The 16,524-nt window shown below is 56.2% G+C and carries 14 protein-coding genes and 1 pseudogene; 11 read left to right on the forward strand and 4 right to left on the reverse strand.

Annotated elements, in window-relative coordinates; genetic code table 11:
* Positions 1–81: 81 nt before the first annotated feature.
* The 3 genes from QZ862_RS01970 to QZ862_RS01980 all read right to left on the reverse strand — a co-directional run bounded on the left by QZ862_RS01970 (position 82) and on the right by QZ862_RS01980 (position 3,155).
* The gene (locus tag QZ862_RS01970; RefSeq protein WP_296020750.1) at positions 82–1,200 is read right to left on the reverse strand and encodes a helix-turn-helix domain-containing protein; all 1,119 of its coding nucleotides are present in this window, start codon (positions 1,198–1,200) and stop codon (positions 82–84) included.
* Positions 1,201–1,398: 198 nt separating this feature from the next.
* Entirely contained in the window at positions 1,399–1,773 is a 375-nt protein-coding gene (gene sdhD, locus QZ862_RS01975; RefSeq protein ID WP_296038290.1) for a succinate dehydrogenase, hydrophobic membrane anchor protein, read from the reverse strand.
* A complete protein-coding gene (locus QZ862_RS01980) occupies positions 1,773–3,155 on the reverse strand; it encodes an MFS transporter (protein ID WP_296085536.1) in 1,383 nt (460 codons plus the stop codon). The genes sdhD and QZ862_RS01980 overlap by 1 nt, the downstream gene beginning before the upstream one ends.
* Here QZ862_RS01980 and cyoB point away from each other — a divergent pair.
* The 3 genes and pseudogenes from cyoB to cyoD all read left to right on the forward strand — a co-directional run.
* Positions 3,066–4,814 (forward strand): annotated as a pseudogene (cyoB, locus tag QZ862_RS01985) (cytochrome o ubiquinol oxidase subunit I); the annotation flags it as partial. The gene QZ862_RS01980 and the pseudogene cyoB overlap by 90 nt on opposite strands.
* Positions 4,811–5,428: a cytochrome o ubiquinol oxidase subunit III gene (gene cyoC, locus QZ862_RS01990; RefSeq protein WP_296020757.1), complete on the forward strand. Its 618-nt coding sequence runs from the start codon at positions 4,811–4,813 to the stop codon at positions 5,426–5,428. The pseudogene cyoB and the gene cyoC, both read left to right, overlap by 4 nt.
* Positions 5,425–5,787, forward strand: a complete 363-nt coding sequence (cyoD, locus tag QZ862_RS01995) for a cytochrome o ubiquinol oxidase subunit IV (protein ID WP_288428052.1) — start codon at positions 5,425–5,427, stop codon at positions 5,785–5,787. Before cyoC ends, cyoD begins: the two co-directional genes overlap by 4 nt.
* Positions 5,788–5,828: 41 nt before the next feature.
* Here the strand turns inward: cyoD and QZ862_RS02000 are convergent, their stop codons facing one another.
* Positions 5,829–6,815 (reverse strand): zinc-binding dehydrogenase, encoded by a 987-nt coding sequence (locus QZ862_RS02000; RefSeq protein ID WP_288428054.1) that lies wholly within the window; start codon positions 6,813–6,815, stop codon positions 5,829–5,831.
* Between the two features lie 192 nt (positions 6,816–7,007).
* Here QZ862_RS02000 and QZ862_RS02005 point away from each other — a divergent pair, with 192 nt between their 5' ends.
* The 8 genes from QZ862_RS02005 to QZ862_RS02040 all read left to right on the forward strand — a co-directional run bounded on the left by QZ862_RS02005 (position 7,008) and on the right by QZ862_RS02040 (position 16,501).
* Positions 7,008–8,114, forward strand: a complete 1,107-nt coding sequence (locus tag QZ862_RS02005) for an NAD-dependent epimerase/dehydratase family protein (RefSeq protein ID WP_296097187.1) — start codon at positions 7,008–7,010, stop codon at positions 8,112–8,114.
* The gene (locus QZ862_RS02010) at positions 8,111–10,159 is read left to right on the forward strand and encodes an NAD-dependent epimerase/dehydratase family protein (RefSeq protein WP_288428058.1); all 2,049 of its coding nucleotides are present in this window, start codon (positions 8,111–8,113) and stop codon (positions 10,157–10,159) included. The genes QZ862_RS02005 and QZ862_RS02010 overlap by 4 nt, the downstream gene beginning before the upstream one ends.
* Positions 10,156–11,262: a glycosyltransferase family 4 protein gene (locus tag QZ862_RS02015; protein WP_296097188.1), complete on the forward strand. Its 1,107-nt coding sequence runs from the start codon at positions 10,156–10,158 to the stop codon at positions 11,260–11,262. The genes QZ862_RS02010 and QZ862_RS02015 overlap by 4 nt, the downstream gene beginning before the upstream one ends.
* A gap of 2 nt (positions 11,263–11,264) precedes the next feature.
* Positions 11,265–12,395 (forward strand): glycosyltransferase, encoded by a 1,131-nt coding sequence (locus tag QZ862_RS02020; protein ID WP_296022288.1) that lies wholly within the window; start codon positions 11,265–11,267, stop codon positions 12,393–12,395.
* Positions 12,392–13,483, forward strand: a complete 1,092-nt coding sequence (locus tag QZ862_RS02025) for a glycosyltransferase (protein ID WP_296022286.1) — start codon at positions 12,392–12,394, stop codon at positions 13,481–13,483. The genes QZ862_RS02020 and QZ862_RS02025 overlap by 4 nt, the downstream gene beginning before the upstream one ends.
* Positions 13,480–14,610: a glycosyltransferase gene (locus QZ862_RS02030; protein WP_296022283.1), complete on the forward strand. Its 1,131-nt coding sequence runs from the start codon at positions 13,480–13,482 to the stop codon at positions 14,608–14,610. Before QZ862_RS02025 ends, QZ862_RS02030 begins: the two co-directional genes overlap by 4 nt.
* A gap of 2 nt (positions 14,611–14,612) precedes the next feature.
* A complete protein-coding gene (locus tag QZ862_RS02035) occupies positions 14,613–15,644 on the forward strand; it encodes a UDP-glucuronic acid decarboxylase family protein (RefSeq protein ID WP_288428081.1) in 1,032 nt (343 codons plus the stop codon).
* Between the two features lie 734 nt (positions 15,645–16,378).
* The gene (locus QZ862_RS02040; RefSeq protein ID WP_288428071.1) at positions 16,379–16,501 is read left to right on the forward strand and encodes a hypothetical protein; all 123 of its coding nucleotides are present in this window, start codon (positions 16,379–16,381) and stop codon (positions 16,499–16,501) included.
* Positions 16,502–16,524 lie beyond the last annotated feature (23 nt).

The raw sequence follows: 16,524 nt of genomic DNA on the forward strand, positions 1-16,524 counted from the left end.
CCTTTGCGGTTTCAACGCAGAACGATCCGAAGTCTGCCGGTACGGCAGCCGACATATGACCGATTGATGAGATACGGGATCTCAGTTTACGCTCGGCCGAACTGCTTGATCGGCGAGAGGCAATGCCATTAGCCGTTGATATTCGGCCTCCGGTGCTCCGTACGATTCACCAGCGGCTGCGATCAGACCTCGTTTGTCACGAATCTCGATGCTACCCCGGTTGGATCTTATCAATCGTTCGCCTTCAAGGATATGAAGCGTGTCCGTTACCGACGACCGCCTAACTCCCAGCATCACGGAGAGATATTGGTGGGTGAGCCTGACAGTCCCTCCAGGCACCCTGTCATGTACCATCGCCAGCCATCGGGCGAGACGCTGTTGCAGCCCAAAACGTCCATTTGCGAGAGCCGTGTGACTGACCTGCACGCCGAGCGACCTTGAGAAACGAGCGGCGAGCACGCGCAGGTCGGGAAGCTCGTTTAAGAGGGACAGGAAATCGTCAGCCGCCATTGCCAGCGCCGAACCTTCGATCTGGGTAATCAATTCGTAAGGCGTCTTGTCATCCCCGTCGAGAAGCCCCAGGCCGGTCACACCCTCCCTGCCAATGACACCCGTCTCGATGCGGTTGCCGTCGCGACCGGCCACTATCATCGATGCGACACAATCGATGGGAAAGTATACGCGTGTAACGCTCTGGTGCTGTAACTCCATCACGGCTCCTCGAGGGAGAGTGATCGCACGAAGTTTCGGAAGAACGGCGGCCAGGTCTTCATCCGACAGCCTGGCGAGGAGATGATTGTGGCGGGCGTATACTTCCGTAACGGGCTTGGCGTAAAGCGCTTGCGAAAGCGCCAAAATCGCAGACTGTTCTTCGACGGGCTTTCTCAGAACGATCTTGTCTGAGTGACGTGCGGGTATGAGATCCGGTTCGAAACCTGTAACGAATACGAAAGGGACAGCAAGCCGCTCAAGTTCATCCGCTACCAGAAAGACCAGTTCCTTGCCGAGTTTGATATCGAGAATGGCACCGGCAATATCTGAGGCGGCTGGAATTTGCTCAAGTGCGCTTTCCACATCCGCAGCTGGCCCCACGACGAGGACACCGGCCAATGAAAGGTCCGAGGCCAGTTGCTGGGCGATAAAGTAATCATCCTCAACGACGAGGATACGCTTCCCAGTCAGGAGTTGATGCGGTTCCATCTCACATCCTTTCTACAGCGTTCATTAAACAGCAAGAGACATAGCTAATCGAAACAGTGTGACCATTTACATCTGGTATTAGGATACAGCGGCAAGACCGCCTCTCCAAGCGTTCAAATGAACCAATCAATCTTTGTATCGAACCAAACAGAACCTAAGGTCGGCGAATGCCTCCTTAGGCGCGGCAGAATTGTCTCATTATCCAGCGAGGAACATGCGAATAACGGCTAGACAGCAGACAAGCCCAAGCCCCCAGCAGAAGAGCCAGTTGGCGCCGACAAGCACAAGTTTGAGAAAATGCGCATGAACATAATCGTCGATGATCGCATGCAATCCAAGGCGCATGTGCCATACAGACAGCATTATGAAAATCAGCGTCGGCACCGCAACCCACCAATGGGTAAAAGCCTTGAGCACCTCGCTGTGAGGCTTGCCGAAAAGCCAAAAGCCCAAGAAGATTATGTAGGGAGTGACCAAGGCGGATGCGAAGCCGGTTGCCTGCTTCAAAGCATAGTTGCGTGTGCCGCCCTTGGCGGAGCCGAAGCCGCGAACGCGTTTGAGAGGCGTCGTCATCATATATCCTTGCGTGTTGCCGGATCGCGATCATCCGGAATGGGCCTGACCCTGCTGGCGATCATGAGAGCGGCGATGCTGCACACCGCGCCGGACAGCAGGTAAATACCAATAAAAGCAATTCCGAATTCGGTAGCGAGAAAGAGCGCGACAGCCGGGGCGAAGCCGGCACCGATCAACCACGCAATGTCGGATGTCACCGCCGATCCAGAATAGCGGAAGCGGGTGGAAAAGACATTCGCAATCGACCCCGAAGCCTGACCGAAAGAGAAGCCCATCAGGGCAAAGCCGATCAACAAAAAGCTGTATTGGCCGATCCTTCCGGTATCGATCAGCAGAGTAGCCGAGAAACTGAACAGCGCGGTCAGTGCGGCACTCCAAAGAAGATGCCTTCTTCGCCCCCACCGGTCTGCCGCATAGCCGGAAAGGACGATGGCTACGGTTCCCACTGCGGCACCAACCAACTGCATCGCCAGCATCTCACCGATCTGCTCACGTCGCACAAGGCTTATCCAGGCGAGCGGGAAGATGGTAACGAGGTGGAAAAGCGCGAAGCTTGCAAGGGGGACGAAGGCTCCGATCGATACATCCCGCAGGTGGTGCCTGATCAGTTCGTCCATTGCCTGAGCAAAGAGTTCGTTCTTGTGCAGCAGTTCGCCAAACTCTCTTGTCGCCACGAGACGAAGGCGCGCGAATAACGCAACCACATTGATCGCAAAGGCGACAAAGAAGGGGTAGCGCCATCCCCAGGCAAGAAAATCTTCTTCTGGCAGGATGGTGTAGAAATATCCAAAGAGCACGCTGGCCAGTGCAAAGCCAAGCGGCGCGCCCAACTGCGGCACCATTGCATAGCGCCCCTGTCGCCCATCTGGTGCATTCAGTGCCAATAAGGAGGCGAGACCATCCCACGCGCCTCCCCAAGCAAATCCCTGCCCGAGACGAAAGGCTATCAGCAGCCAGAGGGAGACGGCACCAGCCTGATCATAGGACGGGAGAAATGCCATCGAAACCGTCGACCCTCCCGGCATGAAAAGCGCAATGGTCAGCTTGACGCCTCGCCCATATGCCCTGTCTACAGCCATGAAGACGAATGAGCCGATTGGTCGCGCGAGAAAGGCGACCGAGAAAACCAGGAAGGAATACATCAGCGCCCGTACCGGGTCGGGCTCGAAGGAAAAGACGAGGCTGGGGAACACCAGAATGGAAGCAATGCCGTAGACGAAGAAGTCGAAAAACTCTGCAGTGCGACCGATGATGACGCCAATCGCGATGTTATCGGGGGACGCGGCCTTGTGATGATGAGAACGCAGCAGGCTATCGCGTTTGGTGAGAGCGAAGGCTATCTGCCGCCCCACCATTTCGACCAGGTTTTCACGGCACATGGCGTCATCATGATCTTTTTCATGGCCATGCCCTTCATCACCGGCCTGATGAATTTCATCGTTCCGTTACAGATCGGGGCACGTGATGTAGCCTTTCCCTTCCTCAACAATCTCTCTTTCTGGATGACTGTTGCCGGTGCTGCACTGATCATGTCGTCGCTATTCGTCGGAGAATTTGCGCGCACGGGGTGGCTGGCCTACCCACCACTTTCCGGCATCGACTACAGTCCAGGCGTCGGCGTCGATTATTATCTATGGGCGCTGCAAATTGCAGGGGTAGGAACGACATTATCGGGCATCAACTTGCTGACGACCATCGTCAAGATGCGCGCGCCCGGCATGTCGATGATGAAGATGCCGATCTTCACCTGGACTTCGCTCTGCACCAATATCCTGATTGTCGCGACATTCCCGGTTCTCACAGCCACGCTCGCACTACTTACTCTTGACCGCTATGCGGGCACGCATTTCTTTACCAATGACCTCGGCGGCAATCCGATGATGTATGTGAACCTCATCTGGATTTGGGGGCACCCGGAGGTCTACATCCTCATTCTGCCAGCGTTCAATATTTTCTCCGAAGTGGTATCCACATTTTCAGGCAAGAGGCTCTTCGGTTACGCGTCGATGGTCTATGCGACCGTCGTCATCACAATCCTCTCCTATCTTGTTTGGCTGCACCATTTCTTCACCATGGGCTCAGGTGCCAGCGTCAATGCCTTCTTTGGCATCACCACCATGATCATCTCTATCCCCACTGGCGCGAAAATATTCAACTGGCTCTTCACCATGTATCAGGGTCGTATCCGGTTTGAACTTCCCATGATGTGGACTGTCGGCTTTATGGTGACCTTCGTCATCGGCGGCATGACCGGTGTCATGCTCGCCATCCCGCCAGCCGATTTCGTGCTGCACAACTCTTTGTTTCTAGTTGCCCATTTTCACAACGTTATCATCGGCGGCGTCGTTTTCGGGCTGCTTGCAGGCACGGTCTACTGGTTCCCCAAGGCCTTCGGCTTCAAGCTCGATCCATTCTGGGGGAAGATTTCCTTCTGGTGCTGGCTCGTCGGCTGCTACGTTGCCTTCATGCCGCTCTATGTATTGGGGTTGATGGGCGTTACGCGCCGCCTGGCGATTATTGAAGATTCATCACTACAGATATGGTTTGTCATCGCTGCAATCGGCGCGGCAATCATCGCCTGTGGTATCCTGGCCTTCATCATCCAGCTCGTCGTCAGCTTCATCCGCCGCGAAGAGTTGCGGGACACTAGCGGGGATCCTTGGAACGGTCGCACGCTGGAGTGGGCCACAGCCTCACCCCCACCGCATTACAACTTTGCTTTTACGCCTGTCGTTCATGAACTGGACAGCTGGTACGACATGAAACGTGAAGGTGGTGCATTTCCAACCACAGGCTTCCGCCCTATTCACATGCCGAAGAACACAGCAAGCGGCGTCTATATCAGTGCGCTCAGCGTTATCTTCGGCTTCGCGATGGTTTGGTACATCTGGTGGCTGGTCGCTTTATCCTTTGTCGGGATCATCGCCATCTCCATCGTCCACACTTTCAATTACGACCGGGATTACTGGATTCCGGTTGACGCGGTGGAGAAATCGGAAGCGGCGATCCGCAGCCTTTCAACGCGGAGTCCGTCATGAGCGAACCCATGCCTGTAGTATCCGAGCGGCTTTATCACGCGGAAGAAGAGCATCACCCCGAAAACGGAACTTATCTCGGTTTCTGGGTCTATCTGATGAGCGACAGTCTCATCTTCGCCGTGCTGTTCGCCACGCATGCCGTGTTGAGCCAAAGCTTTGCCGGTGGCGAGCCGCCGTCTGCGCTATTCAGCCTTCCGCTTGTAGCGGTCAACACCACGATCCTCCTCATCTCTTCGCTGACCTTCGGTTATGCGATGCTCGCTGCGGAAGAGGGCAAGGTCAAGAGTGCCATCCGTTTCCTGATGTTGACAGGTGTTCTGGGTGCGTCCTTCGTTGCCATCGAACTCTATGAGTTTGCAGAACTTATAGCCGAAGGCGCAGGGCCAACGCGCAGTGGCTTTTTATCGTCCTTCTTCGCGCTTGTCGGAACACACGGACTGCACGTCACCTTCGGCATCATCTGGATCGTCGTGCTTATCATACAGATCGGCCAACGCGGTCTGCAGGAGGACAACATGCGCCGCCTGAGTTGCCTCTCCCTCTTCTGGCACTTTCTGGACATCATCTGGATTGGCGTCTTCACATTCGTTTATCTACTGGGAGTTTCCCGATGAGTGCTGAGCACAAGACAACACATTCACCGCATGGAAGCAGAAGCGCGTATCATAAGGGCTTCATCCTTTCGGCCATCCTGACGGCAATCCCCTTCTGGTTGGTCATGTCCGGCGTGCTGCAGAGCCGCGCATTGACTGCAACACTCCTCATCATTTTCGCCATGGCGCAGATCGTGGTGCACATGATCTACTTTCTCCACATGGATGCTCGGGCGGAGCGGGAATGGATCATGCTCTCGCTGATATTCACGATCGTCGTCCTGCTCATTGCAGTCTCCGGCTCTCTTTGGATCATGTACCACCTCAACACCAATATGATGATGCCGATGGACCCGAACGCCGCTCGGAACATGCCTTGAGAGCGTGAGCTCATTCTCCGCTATCCTGGTGCCGAAATCGATTAGAAACGGATGAGAGCTTTCATGAAGCCGTTCGGTCTGTCACGAGTTTCGTTCAGAGCAGTTGCCAGTTCCGAAAGCGGATAGGAATGCGTCAAGAGAGGGAAAGGATTCATGTTCCCCGCTTGCACCGCAGACACAGCCTGCCGTATTCCCTCTATATAGATCGCCGGATCGCGCTCATGGGCGTTGATGACATCGATGCCCTTCCAGTTCCAGGCCTGCATGTTGACTTGCCGCGCGCCGTCCTGGTGATAACCTGCAACGATCAGCCGACCGCGCTCGCCCGTCAAATCCGCTGCCAGATCGAGAGGCCACTGCTTGCCGACGGCTTCAATGACACGTTCGCAGAGCGCGCCATTTGTGAGAGATTTCACCTCATCGATAATCTTCCAGTGGTCGTCCATGGTAATGGTAACGGCGGCACCGGCTTCTGTTGCGGCTTCAAGCGCATATGGCCTTCTCGATATAGCAATTACGCGAGCGCCCTTACGTGCTGCAAGCTGGATGAGCAGGCTGCCTAGAAAGCCGACGCCAATGATAGCGACCGTTTGGCCTTCTCGGATATCGGCACGAGTGAAAATATTCATGGCACAGCCGAGCGGTTCTCCGGGGAACGGCAGGCCTTCCAGTTCCGCCGGAAGATGCACCAGCATGTTTTCATCGGCAATATCGTGGCTTGCGTAGGCATGGTAGCTGAGAGCCGCGACGCGGTTCCCAACCGTAAAATCTTTAACGCCCTCGCCCACAGCATCGATCACGCCCCAACCTTCGTGGCCGAGGCCACCCGCTTCCGTTGGAAACTGCATCCAGTCCGGCCCCGCCCACGGACCAAGATTGGAGGCGCAGACGCCGCAGCCTTCCAGCTTGATGCGGACCTGATGCGTACCCGGAACGGGAAGCGCAAGTTCCTGTACTTCGACCATGCCAGGTCCCGTCACCACCGCAGCCTTCATCGTCGCGTTTTCGATATTGGTCATAACATTCATAATCTTCTCCATTCGCAGGCAGCGAAGGGATAGCCCTCTGCCGATCGCCCGACGAACCGCGATCCCGTCAGGATGTTCCTGAAGAAGGGTAGATGAAGTCATTCATGAGAAAGATGTCACAGAAGAAGGAACCATTGCATCAACCCCTTGTTCGGGGCGCCAGTCAAAGCGAAACAATGTATCGAGGGTTTAATGAAAACCATTCTCGTGACTGGCGGCAGTGGATTTATCGGACGTTACGTTACGTCTGAACTTCTTGAAAGCGGATACTCGGTGCGCGTGTTGGACGCTCTCGTGGAGCAGGTTCACGGAGATGTTCCTGATAAACAGGACGGCATTTCAGAGGTCATTTACGCGGATGTTCGCAACAAGGCCGCGGTTTTGCGGGCACTGGAGGGTGTGGAAGGCGTAATTCACCTTGCCGCAGAAGTCGGCGTTGGGCAGTCCATGTATGAGATCGCCCGCTATGTCGGAGCAAACGATCTTGGTACGGCGGTTCTGCTGGAGTCGATGCTCGGCAAGGACATCAAGAAAATCGTCGTTGCTTCCTCCATGAGCGTTTACGGCGAAGGTCTTTATGCGGACGAGGCGGGGCGTCGCTATGACACCATCCGCCGCACATCTTCCGAAATCAAATCGAAGCAATGGGAGCCACTTTCGCCCGACGGCGAGTGGCTGACGCCGCTGGCGACAGATGAGCAGAAGCCGGTGGAACTCGCCTCCATCTATGCACTGACAAAATATGTTCAGGAACGTCAGGTTCTGCTTTATGGCAACGCCTATGGTGTAAATGCGGTTGCGCTAAGGCTCTTCAACGTGTTCGGTGCGGGCCAAGCTTTGTCCAATCCTTACACCGGTGTTCTCGCCAATTTCGCTTCGCGTCTGATGAATGGCCAAAGCCCGACCATATTTGAGGATGGCCAGCAGAAGCGCGATTTCGTGCATGTAAAGGATGTTGCGCGCGCATTCCGCCTTGCGCTGGAAAAGCCGCTCGCATCGGGCCATGTTTTCAACATCGGTAGTGGCAATGCCTATACGATTTCGCAGGTTGCATCGCTTCTCGCGGATGCGATGGGAAAGCCGCAGCTTCAGCCGGAAATTCTCGACAAGGCGCGCTCCGGAGATATTCGCCACTGCTTTGCCGATATTACCAAAGCCCGTGAGCTTCTGGGTTTCAAGCCGCAATTGCGGCTAGAAAACTCGCTCGGCCCCTTCGTGGATTGGGTTACCTCGCAGGTCGCGCCCGACCGTGGGCCACAGATGCAGCGGGAACTCCTCGAAAGAGGGCTGGTTTCATGACATTGCTGCGTTCGACATCCTTGCAGGACAGCGACCAGAAGTCTTTCGGCTTCGTTGAATGGTTTCGCCCCGGCGAGCATGAGCGCGTGGAGCGCGCCATGGCAGCCATCGAAAAAAGTGGGGCGTGCTATCTCAGAACCCATCTTTCATGGGCCGAATATCTGGCACCGGGCGGACAGGAGTGGTTCGACTGGCTCATTCCCTATGTCGGAAGCCGCATCGAGCTTCTACCCTGCATCGTCTACACGCCGCCTTCCATGTCTCGCACCGGACGATCTTCCGGCGCGCCGCATGATCTCAAAGCCTACGCCGATTTCATTGACCACATCATCACACGCTATGGCGAATTCTTCACCCATATCGAACTCTGGAACGAGCCGAACAACCTGCTGGACTGGGATTGGCGCATAGATAAGGAGTTCAATCTCTTCTGCGAAATGGTTGGTGGTGCTGCCTATTGGGTCCAGCAGCGGGGTAAAAAAACCGTACTCGGCGGCCCCTGCCCTTTTGATCCTTACTGGCTGAACCTCATGGGAGAGCGCGGTGTGCTCAACGTGGTGGATGCCGTGGGTTTTCATGGCTTTCCCGGCACATGGGATAGCGAGGAGGCGACCTGGGGCGGCTGGGACATGCATCTCGGGGAAATGCGCAAGATCGTAGACCGCTATAACCCTGAGGCGCAGATATGGATAACAGAAACTGGTTATTCCACATGGCGCAATAACGAGGTGGAACAGGCCAAGCGTTTCCTCAAAGCTCTCAATGTGAATGCGGACCGGATGTACTGGTACGCATGGCAGGATGTAGCGCCCAATGTGCCGGTGCAAGAGGGGCTTTGGTTCGACCCGCGCCATTACCATTTGGGTGCAGTGACGCATGACGACCAGCCGAAGCTTCTGGCGCGGCTTCTGACGGAAGGCGGGGTTGAGCGGCTTCTGGAGGTTGACAAGCTGACGTCGCCGCATGTGGCGACTTCGTCCGCACCGGTGGTGATCACCGGCGGCAGCGGCTTCATCGGCTGCAATCTCGCAGATTCATTTTTGCGGGACGGTGCAGACGTCATCGTCTTCGATAACCTCAGCCGCCCGGGCGTGGACCAGAATCTCTCTTGGCTGACGGAAAGACATGGAACGCGCGTTCATCCCGTGCTCGGCGATGTTCGTGATTTCCACGGTCTGGAACCGGTTTTCCGCGAAGCAGGAGCGGTTTTCCATCTCGGGGCCCAGACGGCAGTTACAACGAGCCTTGTTCATCCCATGGATGATTTCGAGACCAATGCGCGCGGCACGTTGAACGTTCTGGAAGCCGTCAGAAAAGCAGGCCGAAAAGCGCCGGTCATCTTTGCCAGTACAAACAAGGTCTATGGTTCACTTGACGCGATCGACTTCATCGAGACGACCGACCGCTACCAACCGGCCGATGAGGCCATTCGTCATAATGGTATTTCGGAAAACCAGCCCTTGGATTTTTGCACGCCGTATGGTTGTTCCAAGGGTGTGGCCGACCAATATGTTCTGGACTATGCCAAGTCCTTCGGCATTCCTTCAGCAGTATTGCGCATGAGCTGCATTTACGGGCCAAGGCAGTTCGGTACGGAAGATCAGGGCTGGGTTGCGCATTTCCTCATCCGCGCCATTCAGGGCGAAGCAATTTCCGTCTATGGCGATGGCAAGCAGGTCCGGGACATATTGTATGTCGATGATGCCGTTGCCGCCTATCGTGCCGTGCTTGCCAACATAGGTGCTTTTACAGGCAAGGCATTCAACCTGGGTGGGGGCACGGCCAACGCGGTTAGCATTCTGCAGTGCTTACAGGAAATCGAGACGCTGCTCGGATGTCCGCTTGACCTTAATTTCAACGACTGGCGCGAGGGCGATCAACGCTATTTCGTGACTGACGCGCGGATGCTGAGAGAAAAAGCAGACTGGCAGGCGAATGTCGGCTGGAGAGAAGGCTTGAGACATCTTGCCGAATGGCTTCTTGAAGAACGCTTCAATGGCATGTCGCTGCCTCCGGCACCCGCCGAGCGGAGAATGCTGGCATGATAAAGACCGGCGAGATCAGCGGAAAACGCGTGTTGATAACACTCGATGCTGTCGGGGGTGTCTGGCGCTTCACGCTCGATCTCGCGAGAAGCCTTAAACGTGGGGGCATGATCGTGACCCTTGCAGGCTTCGGCCCAGCACCCAGCGAAAAGCAGGCGCGGGAAGCACTGGCTGTCGACAAGCTGATCTGGCTGGATGCGCCGCTCGACTGGACGACCGATAGCCGTGCCGCACTAGACGAAATCCCGCCCCTGTTGAAGGATATCATTGCACGGGAGCGCATCGATATCCTCCATCTCAATCTGCCGTCGCAAGCAGCGGGACTGGAGACAAATATACCGACCATCGCCATGTCGCATTCCTGCGTGACGACATGGTTTGGCACCATGCGGGGCGGCGATCTACCAAGCGACTTCGCCTGGCATTACGACATCAATCGCGAAGGTTTGTTAAGGGCCGATATCATCGTTGCGCCAAGCCACAGCCACGCGATGCTTTTAAAGAAAACATATGGTGATATTGGTCAGGTCTCGGTGGTCTATAACGCGTCCGATCTGCACGATGACGCTGCCGAGAAAGAGAACCTCATTCTCTCCGCCGGACGTTGGTGGGATGAGGGCAAAAATGGCCGCGTGCTGGAACTTTCAGCGGCCAATCTTCGCTGGCCATTTTTCTTTGCAGGTGCCGATGAGGGTCCGCGCGGCGAACATACAGGACTGGCCCAAGGTTCGCGGCTCGGTCAGTTGGGCCACGACCAGATCGTTGACCTCATGCGCCGTGCCGCCATCTTCGTCTCCCCATCGCGCTACGAGCCCTTCGGGCTTGCGACGCTGGAAGCTGCACGTTGCGGCTGCGCCCTGCTCCTGTCCGACATTCCAACCTATCGCGAGCTGTGGAATGGAGCGGCGGTCTTCGCCGATCCTGCAAGCCCGGAAGACTTTCTTCTCAAGCTCGAGGAACTGATTAGCGACCGCCAAGCGACAGCCGAACTGGCGGCTCGCTCCCAACGGCGGTCTTTCGATTACAGCGAGCAACATCAGGCAAGCGAAATGATCGCGCTCTACCAGCGGGCGCTTGCTCGCGCGCAAGCCCCAGCGGAGTAACGATGAAGTTCATATTCTACACCCATTCCCTCGTATCCGACTGGAACCACGGCAACGCTCACTTTCTGCGCGGCATCATGCGTCAGCTGAACAAAGCGGGCCACGTGGCGCTTGCGCTGGAGCCCGAAGACTCCTGGAGCCGTGAGAATCTTCTTAGAGAAGGCGGAGAGAAAGCAATTCAAAGTTTTCACGACAGCTTCCCCGATCTGACCTCACAAACATACGGCAAAGACCATGACCATGAGGCGACCCTTTCGGACGCGGATGTGGTCGTCGTGCACGAGTGGAGCGAACCGTCACTAGTGGAGCGCATAGGGCGTATTCGCCGGGATGGCGGGCGCTTCACCCTTCTGTTCCACGACACGCACCACCGCGCGGTGTCTTCCGAGCACGATATCGCTAGTCTTCGATTGCAGGATTACGATGGCGTTCTGGCGTTTGGCGAAACGCTGCGCCAGCGCTATCTGGATGCGGGCTGGGGTACAAATGTATTTACCTGGCACGAGGCTGCCGATACGACCGTCTTCCATCCGCTTCCCGTCGACGACATCGAGGGCGATCTGATCTGGATCGGCAACTGGGGAGACAATGAGCGCTCTGCGGAAATCATTGAATACCTCATAGATCCAGTGCATGAACTCGACCTCAAAGCCAGCGTTTACGGTGTCAGATATCCTGCCGAAGCGCTGGATGCCCTGAAGGCAGCTGGCATTTCCTACCGTGGCTGGATTGCCAATGCCCAAGCGCCATCTGCATTCTCGCGCTACAAGATGACGGTGCACATTCCGCGACGTCCTTATGTGAAGCATCTGCCGGGCATTCCGACTATTCGTGTTTTCGAGGCCTTGGCCTGCGGAATTCCTCTTATTTCAGCGCCCTGGAAGGATGATGAAGGGCTGTTCCGGCCCGGCCAGGATTACCTTACAGTCAGCAATGGTGGGGAGATGAAGGAAGCGCTTCGCTCCGTCCTCAGCGACCCAATGCTTGCAGCGCAGTTAGTCAAATCCGGCGCAGAGACGATCCGCGACAGGCACACCTGCGCCCACCGGGTGAGTGAACTCTTTGACATTCTCAGGAGATGCGGAACAGCACGGGTAAAGACGGCGCTGACGATGGAGGACATGGCTCTATGAAGATCGCATTTTATGGCTCCAGCCTTCTCTCCTCTTATTGGAACGGTGCGGCGACCTATTATCGAGGCCTACTGAAAGCGCTTGCAGAGCGCGGCTATACAATCACCTTCTATGAGCCCGATGTGTATGGCAGGCAGGAACATCGCGACATCGAACCACCGGACTGGTGCAAGGTCGTGGTATATTCCGGCACTGTGGAGGCTTTGAAAGAAGCAGCAGCTAAGGCGGGTTCGGCTGACATCGTGATCAAGGCCAGCGGTGTCGGTTTCGAGGACGATCTGCTGCTGGAAGAGGTCCTGTCTAATAGCCATCCCAAAGCTCTGAAAATCTTTTGGGATGTGGATGCACCCGCAACGCTGGCAGAGCTGAAGGCGGCGCCGCAACATCCTTTGCGACTTGCGCTTTCCTCTCTCGACCTCGTGCTGACCTATGGCGGCGGAGAGCCGGTGGTCGCTGCCTATCGCGCACTCGGAGCGAAGGAATGTGTGCCGATCTACAATGCGCTCGATCCACATACGCACCATCCGGTTCCAAAGGAGGAGCGCTTCGTAACCGATCTGTTTTTCCTTGGAAACCGGTTGCCCGACAGGGAGGCGCGGGTAGAGGAGTTCTTCCTGAAGGCAGCGCAAACGCTGCCTGAAAAAAGCTTTCTGCTTGGCGGGGCTGGTTGGTCCGACCGGGCGTTCAGCTCGAACCTCACCTACATCGGCCACGTTCCGACGAGAGACCATAATGCTTTAAACGTCTCGGCGCGTGCTGTGCTGAATGTTTCCCGCGAGAGCATGGCGCAGAACGGCTTTTCCCCGGCCACCCGTGTCTTTGAGGCAACGGGTGCGGGTGCATGCCTCATCACCGACCATTGGGAAGGCATCGACCGTTTTTTCAAGCCGGGAGAGGAAATTCTGGTTGCCCGTGATGGGCACGACGTTGCCGAACTGGTTCGGCATCTGACGGCTGAAGAAGCACAGGCTATCGGCAAACGTGCGCTTATCCGCGCACTATCCGACCATACTTATAAGCAGCGAGCCATGACGGTCGACGCTCTTTTCAAAGCCCGTCTGGCTAGATCCATGGAAGCGGCGGAATGACCCAGAAGCTCAACCTCGTCTTCATCGGCCTCTCATTGTCGTCATCCTGGGGGAACGGCCACGCTACTACCTTTCGCGCGCTTCTTCGCGGGCTACAAGCGCTTGGGCATGATTGCCTGTTTCTGGAGCGTGATGTGCCGTGGTACGCAGCGCATCGCGATCTGCCATCGCCCGATTTCTGCATGCTGTCCTATTACGCTGATCCGACCGAGTTGAACACGCTTTTCCGTCAGCGGATCGAAAGGGCAGACGCCGTCATCATCGGCTCCTATGTGCCGGACGGAAAACAGGTTATCGACACTGTTCGCGAGATGACGCCGAGTTGCCTGTGCTTCTATGATATCGATACGCCTGTAACGCTCGCAAAGCTTCGGCGTGACGATCAGGAATATATTGCGGCGAAACAAATATCCTATTTCGATATCTACCTCTCCTTTTCCGGCGGCGATGTTCTAACCCTCCTGGAGCGAGATTGGCACGCGAAGCGCGCAGAAGCGCTTTACTGCTCGGTCGATGAGGGCGCTTACACGAATACAGGGCAGCCATTCCAGTGGGATCTCGGCTATCTGGGAACCTACAGTCCCGACCGTCAGCCCAAGCTGGAAAGGCTTCTACTGGAGCCTGCACGTCGGCTCCCAAAGATGCGTTTCGTGGTGGCGGGGCCGCAATATCCAACCAATATTTCCTGGCCTGCCAATGTAGAGCGTATCGAGCATCTGCCCCCTGCCCAGCATGCCGATTTCTACAGCAAACAGCGCTTTACGCTCAATATCACCCGGGCGGATATGGTGGAGGCTGGCTGGTCTCCCAGCGTGAGGCTATTCGAGGCAGCTGCATGCAAGACGCCCATCATCACCGACCGCTGGCGGGGGCTGGAAAATGTGCTCCCCGGCAAAGCTATCCTGATAGCTGAAACCGGCGACGAGGTCGTCCAGATGTTGCAGGTCTCCTCATCCGAAGAGAGGACGCGAATGGCGGAGACAGCCTATCGCATCGTGATGAAATCCCACACGGGCCAGGCCAGGGCTACCCAGCTTGTAGAATATATTCGCTCCTTTTACCGAGGCGCGCGTACCGCCCAGTCATCCTCGCACCCTGAAGTTTCAGCCGCAGGAGTATCTCCATGACGATGCATGATATCAACGAAGCCAAGAAAACCTCTGTTGTTGCCGGTGGCGCAGGATTTGTCGGTTCGCATCTGTGCGACGCGCTGCTGGCAAAGGGCGAACGCGTTATCTGCATCGACAGCTACCGCACAGGCAGGGCTGAAAACATTGTGGCGCTTGGCAACCACCCGCAGTTCCGCATGATCGAAGCCGATATCTGCAACATTCAGGCCATCGACGAACATGTGGGGCAGATTTTCAACCTCGCCTGCCCTGCCTCACCACCACATTATCAGGCCGATCCGGTTCATACGATGATGACCTGCGTTCAGGGTACGGCAAACCTCCTGTCTATCGCAGCAAGCCACGGAGCATCGTTCGTGCAGGCGTCAACCAGCGAGATCTACGGTGATCCGGAAGAGCATCCGCAGCGCGAGGATTATCGCGGCAACGTCAATTGCACCGGCCCGCGAGCCTGTTACGATGAGGGCAAGCGTGCTGCCGAAGCGCTGTGTTTCGACATGTTGCGTTCAGGCAAGGTAGACGCGCGCGTTGCCCGCATCTTCAACACCTATGGCCCGCGCATGCGCCCGGATGATGGCCGCATCATCTCCAACCTACTCGTTCAGGCGCTGAAGGGCGAAGCTCTGACCATCTACGGTCACGGCAACCAGACACGATCCTTCTGTTATGTAAAGGATCTCGTCGCTGGGCTGATCGGCCTGATGGAAGTCCAACCCAACCCCAGCCTCCCCGTCAATCTGGGTAATCCCGGAGAGTTCACAATCAACGAGTTGGCGGATCTAGTGCTGGATCTCACTCGCTCCGACTCAAAGATCGTTTACAAGCCGCTGCCAGTGGACGATCCACAACGACGCAGACCAGATATCAGCCGCGCGCAGGCGCTCCTCGGCTGGGAGCCGACAATACCGCTGAGGGAAGGGCTGAGGATGACGTCGGAATGGTTTGCCTATACACTTCGTGGCGAACAGGAAAATCTAGGACCTCCGCTAGCGTTTGCCCAGTGCCTGGAAAAGGCCGCTGCAGAGCTATAGCGAAAATCAATGCATCGTGCCTCGGTGCTTTGAGTGCAGAGCTGTCACGATATAGCGTATGCCTCCACTTGCTGTGGATAGCACGAAAGTCTGCTGATCGCTGCCGACCGCGCAAAGGGCACGAAGTAGACAAACGGAATGGCCTTTGCATCCAACTCGTCCATCAGCGGTAGAATGAGCTAGGCCTACAGCGCACGTCAAGAATTCCAGTTATGACGGGTATAGTCGATCTTGGAATGACGGTCGCTTAGGTAAGATACAATTGCACCGCATGACAAGACAGTCTCGGTCTTCACTAATCGCTCTTGCCGAACATTGCTAGAGGCCTTTCCTTACGCGCTATTTACGAGGACTGCGTTGTCATCGATATCGATGATGCAAAAGGCCCCGCAGGAAAATGACGTCGGTTTCCTCAGTCGTCGGCATCCGGTTTCCATTGTCATACGACCTTTCGACACCCAACCGGGCTACCGTCTTAAAGCAACGTTGAAGCTGTGACCTCCGACCCGCATGGGTCTCTCTCGATAACCCGCATCACCAATCCAAACGTGCTAACTTCGACACCTTGGCAGATAAGACAGATGCGAGTGTCGGATTGCCTCTTTGCCCAAGCGGCCTTCCCCGAGCAGGAGATGGATCGACGTCTGCATCGACCAGTTCAGTTGCCCAGCCGAGTGGCTTGTCAGTTCCCGTTTCAAATCGAGAACGTTTCCAGACGGAAGCTTTCGCCATAGATGATACGCGCCTCCGAAGCTCTTGCCCGCATCGTAGCCGCGCAGTTGGCCGCCCTCACTCTGGCTGTCCAGAACGGTGTCGTTCGGCGAGGCCTGCCGTCCGACCCGCTCTTGATCGATTGAAAGAGGCGATGGTTGATCCGCGT

The organism is uncultured Agrobacterium sp. (assembly GCA_913777615.1).
Lineage (GTDB): Bacteria > Pseudomonadota > Alphaproteobacteria > Rhizobiales > Rhizobiaceae > Agrobacterium.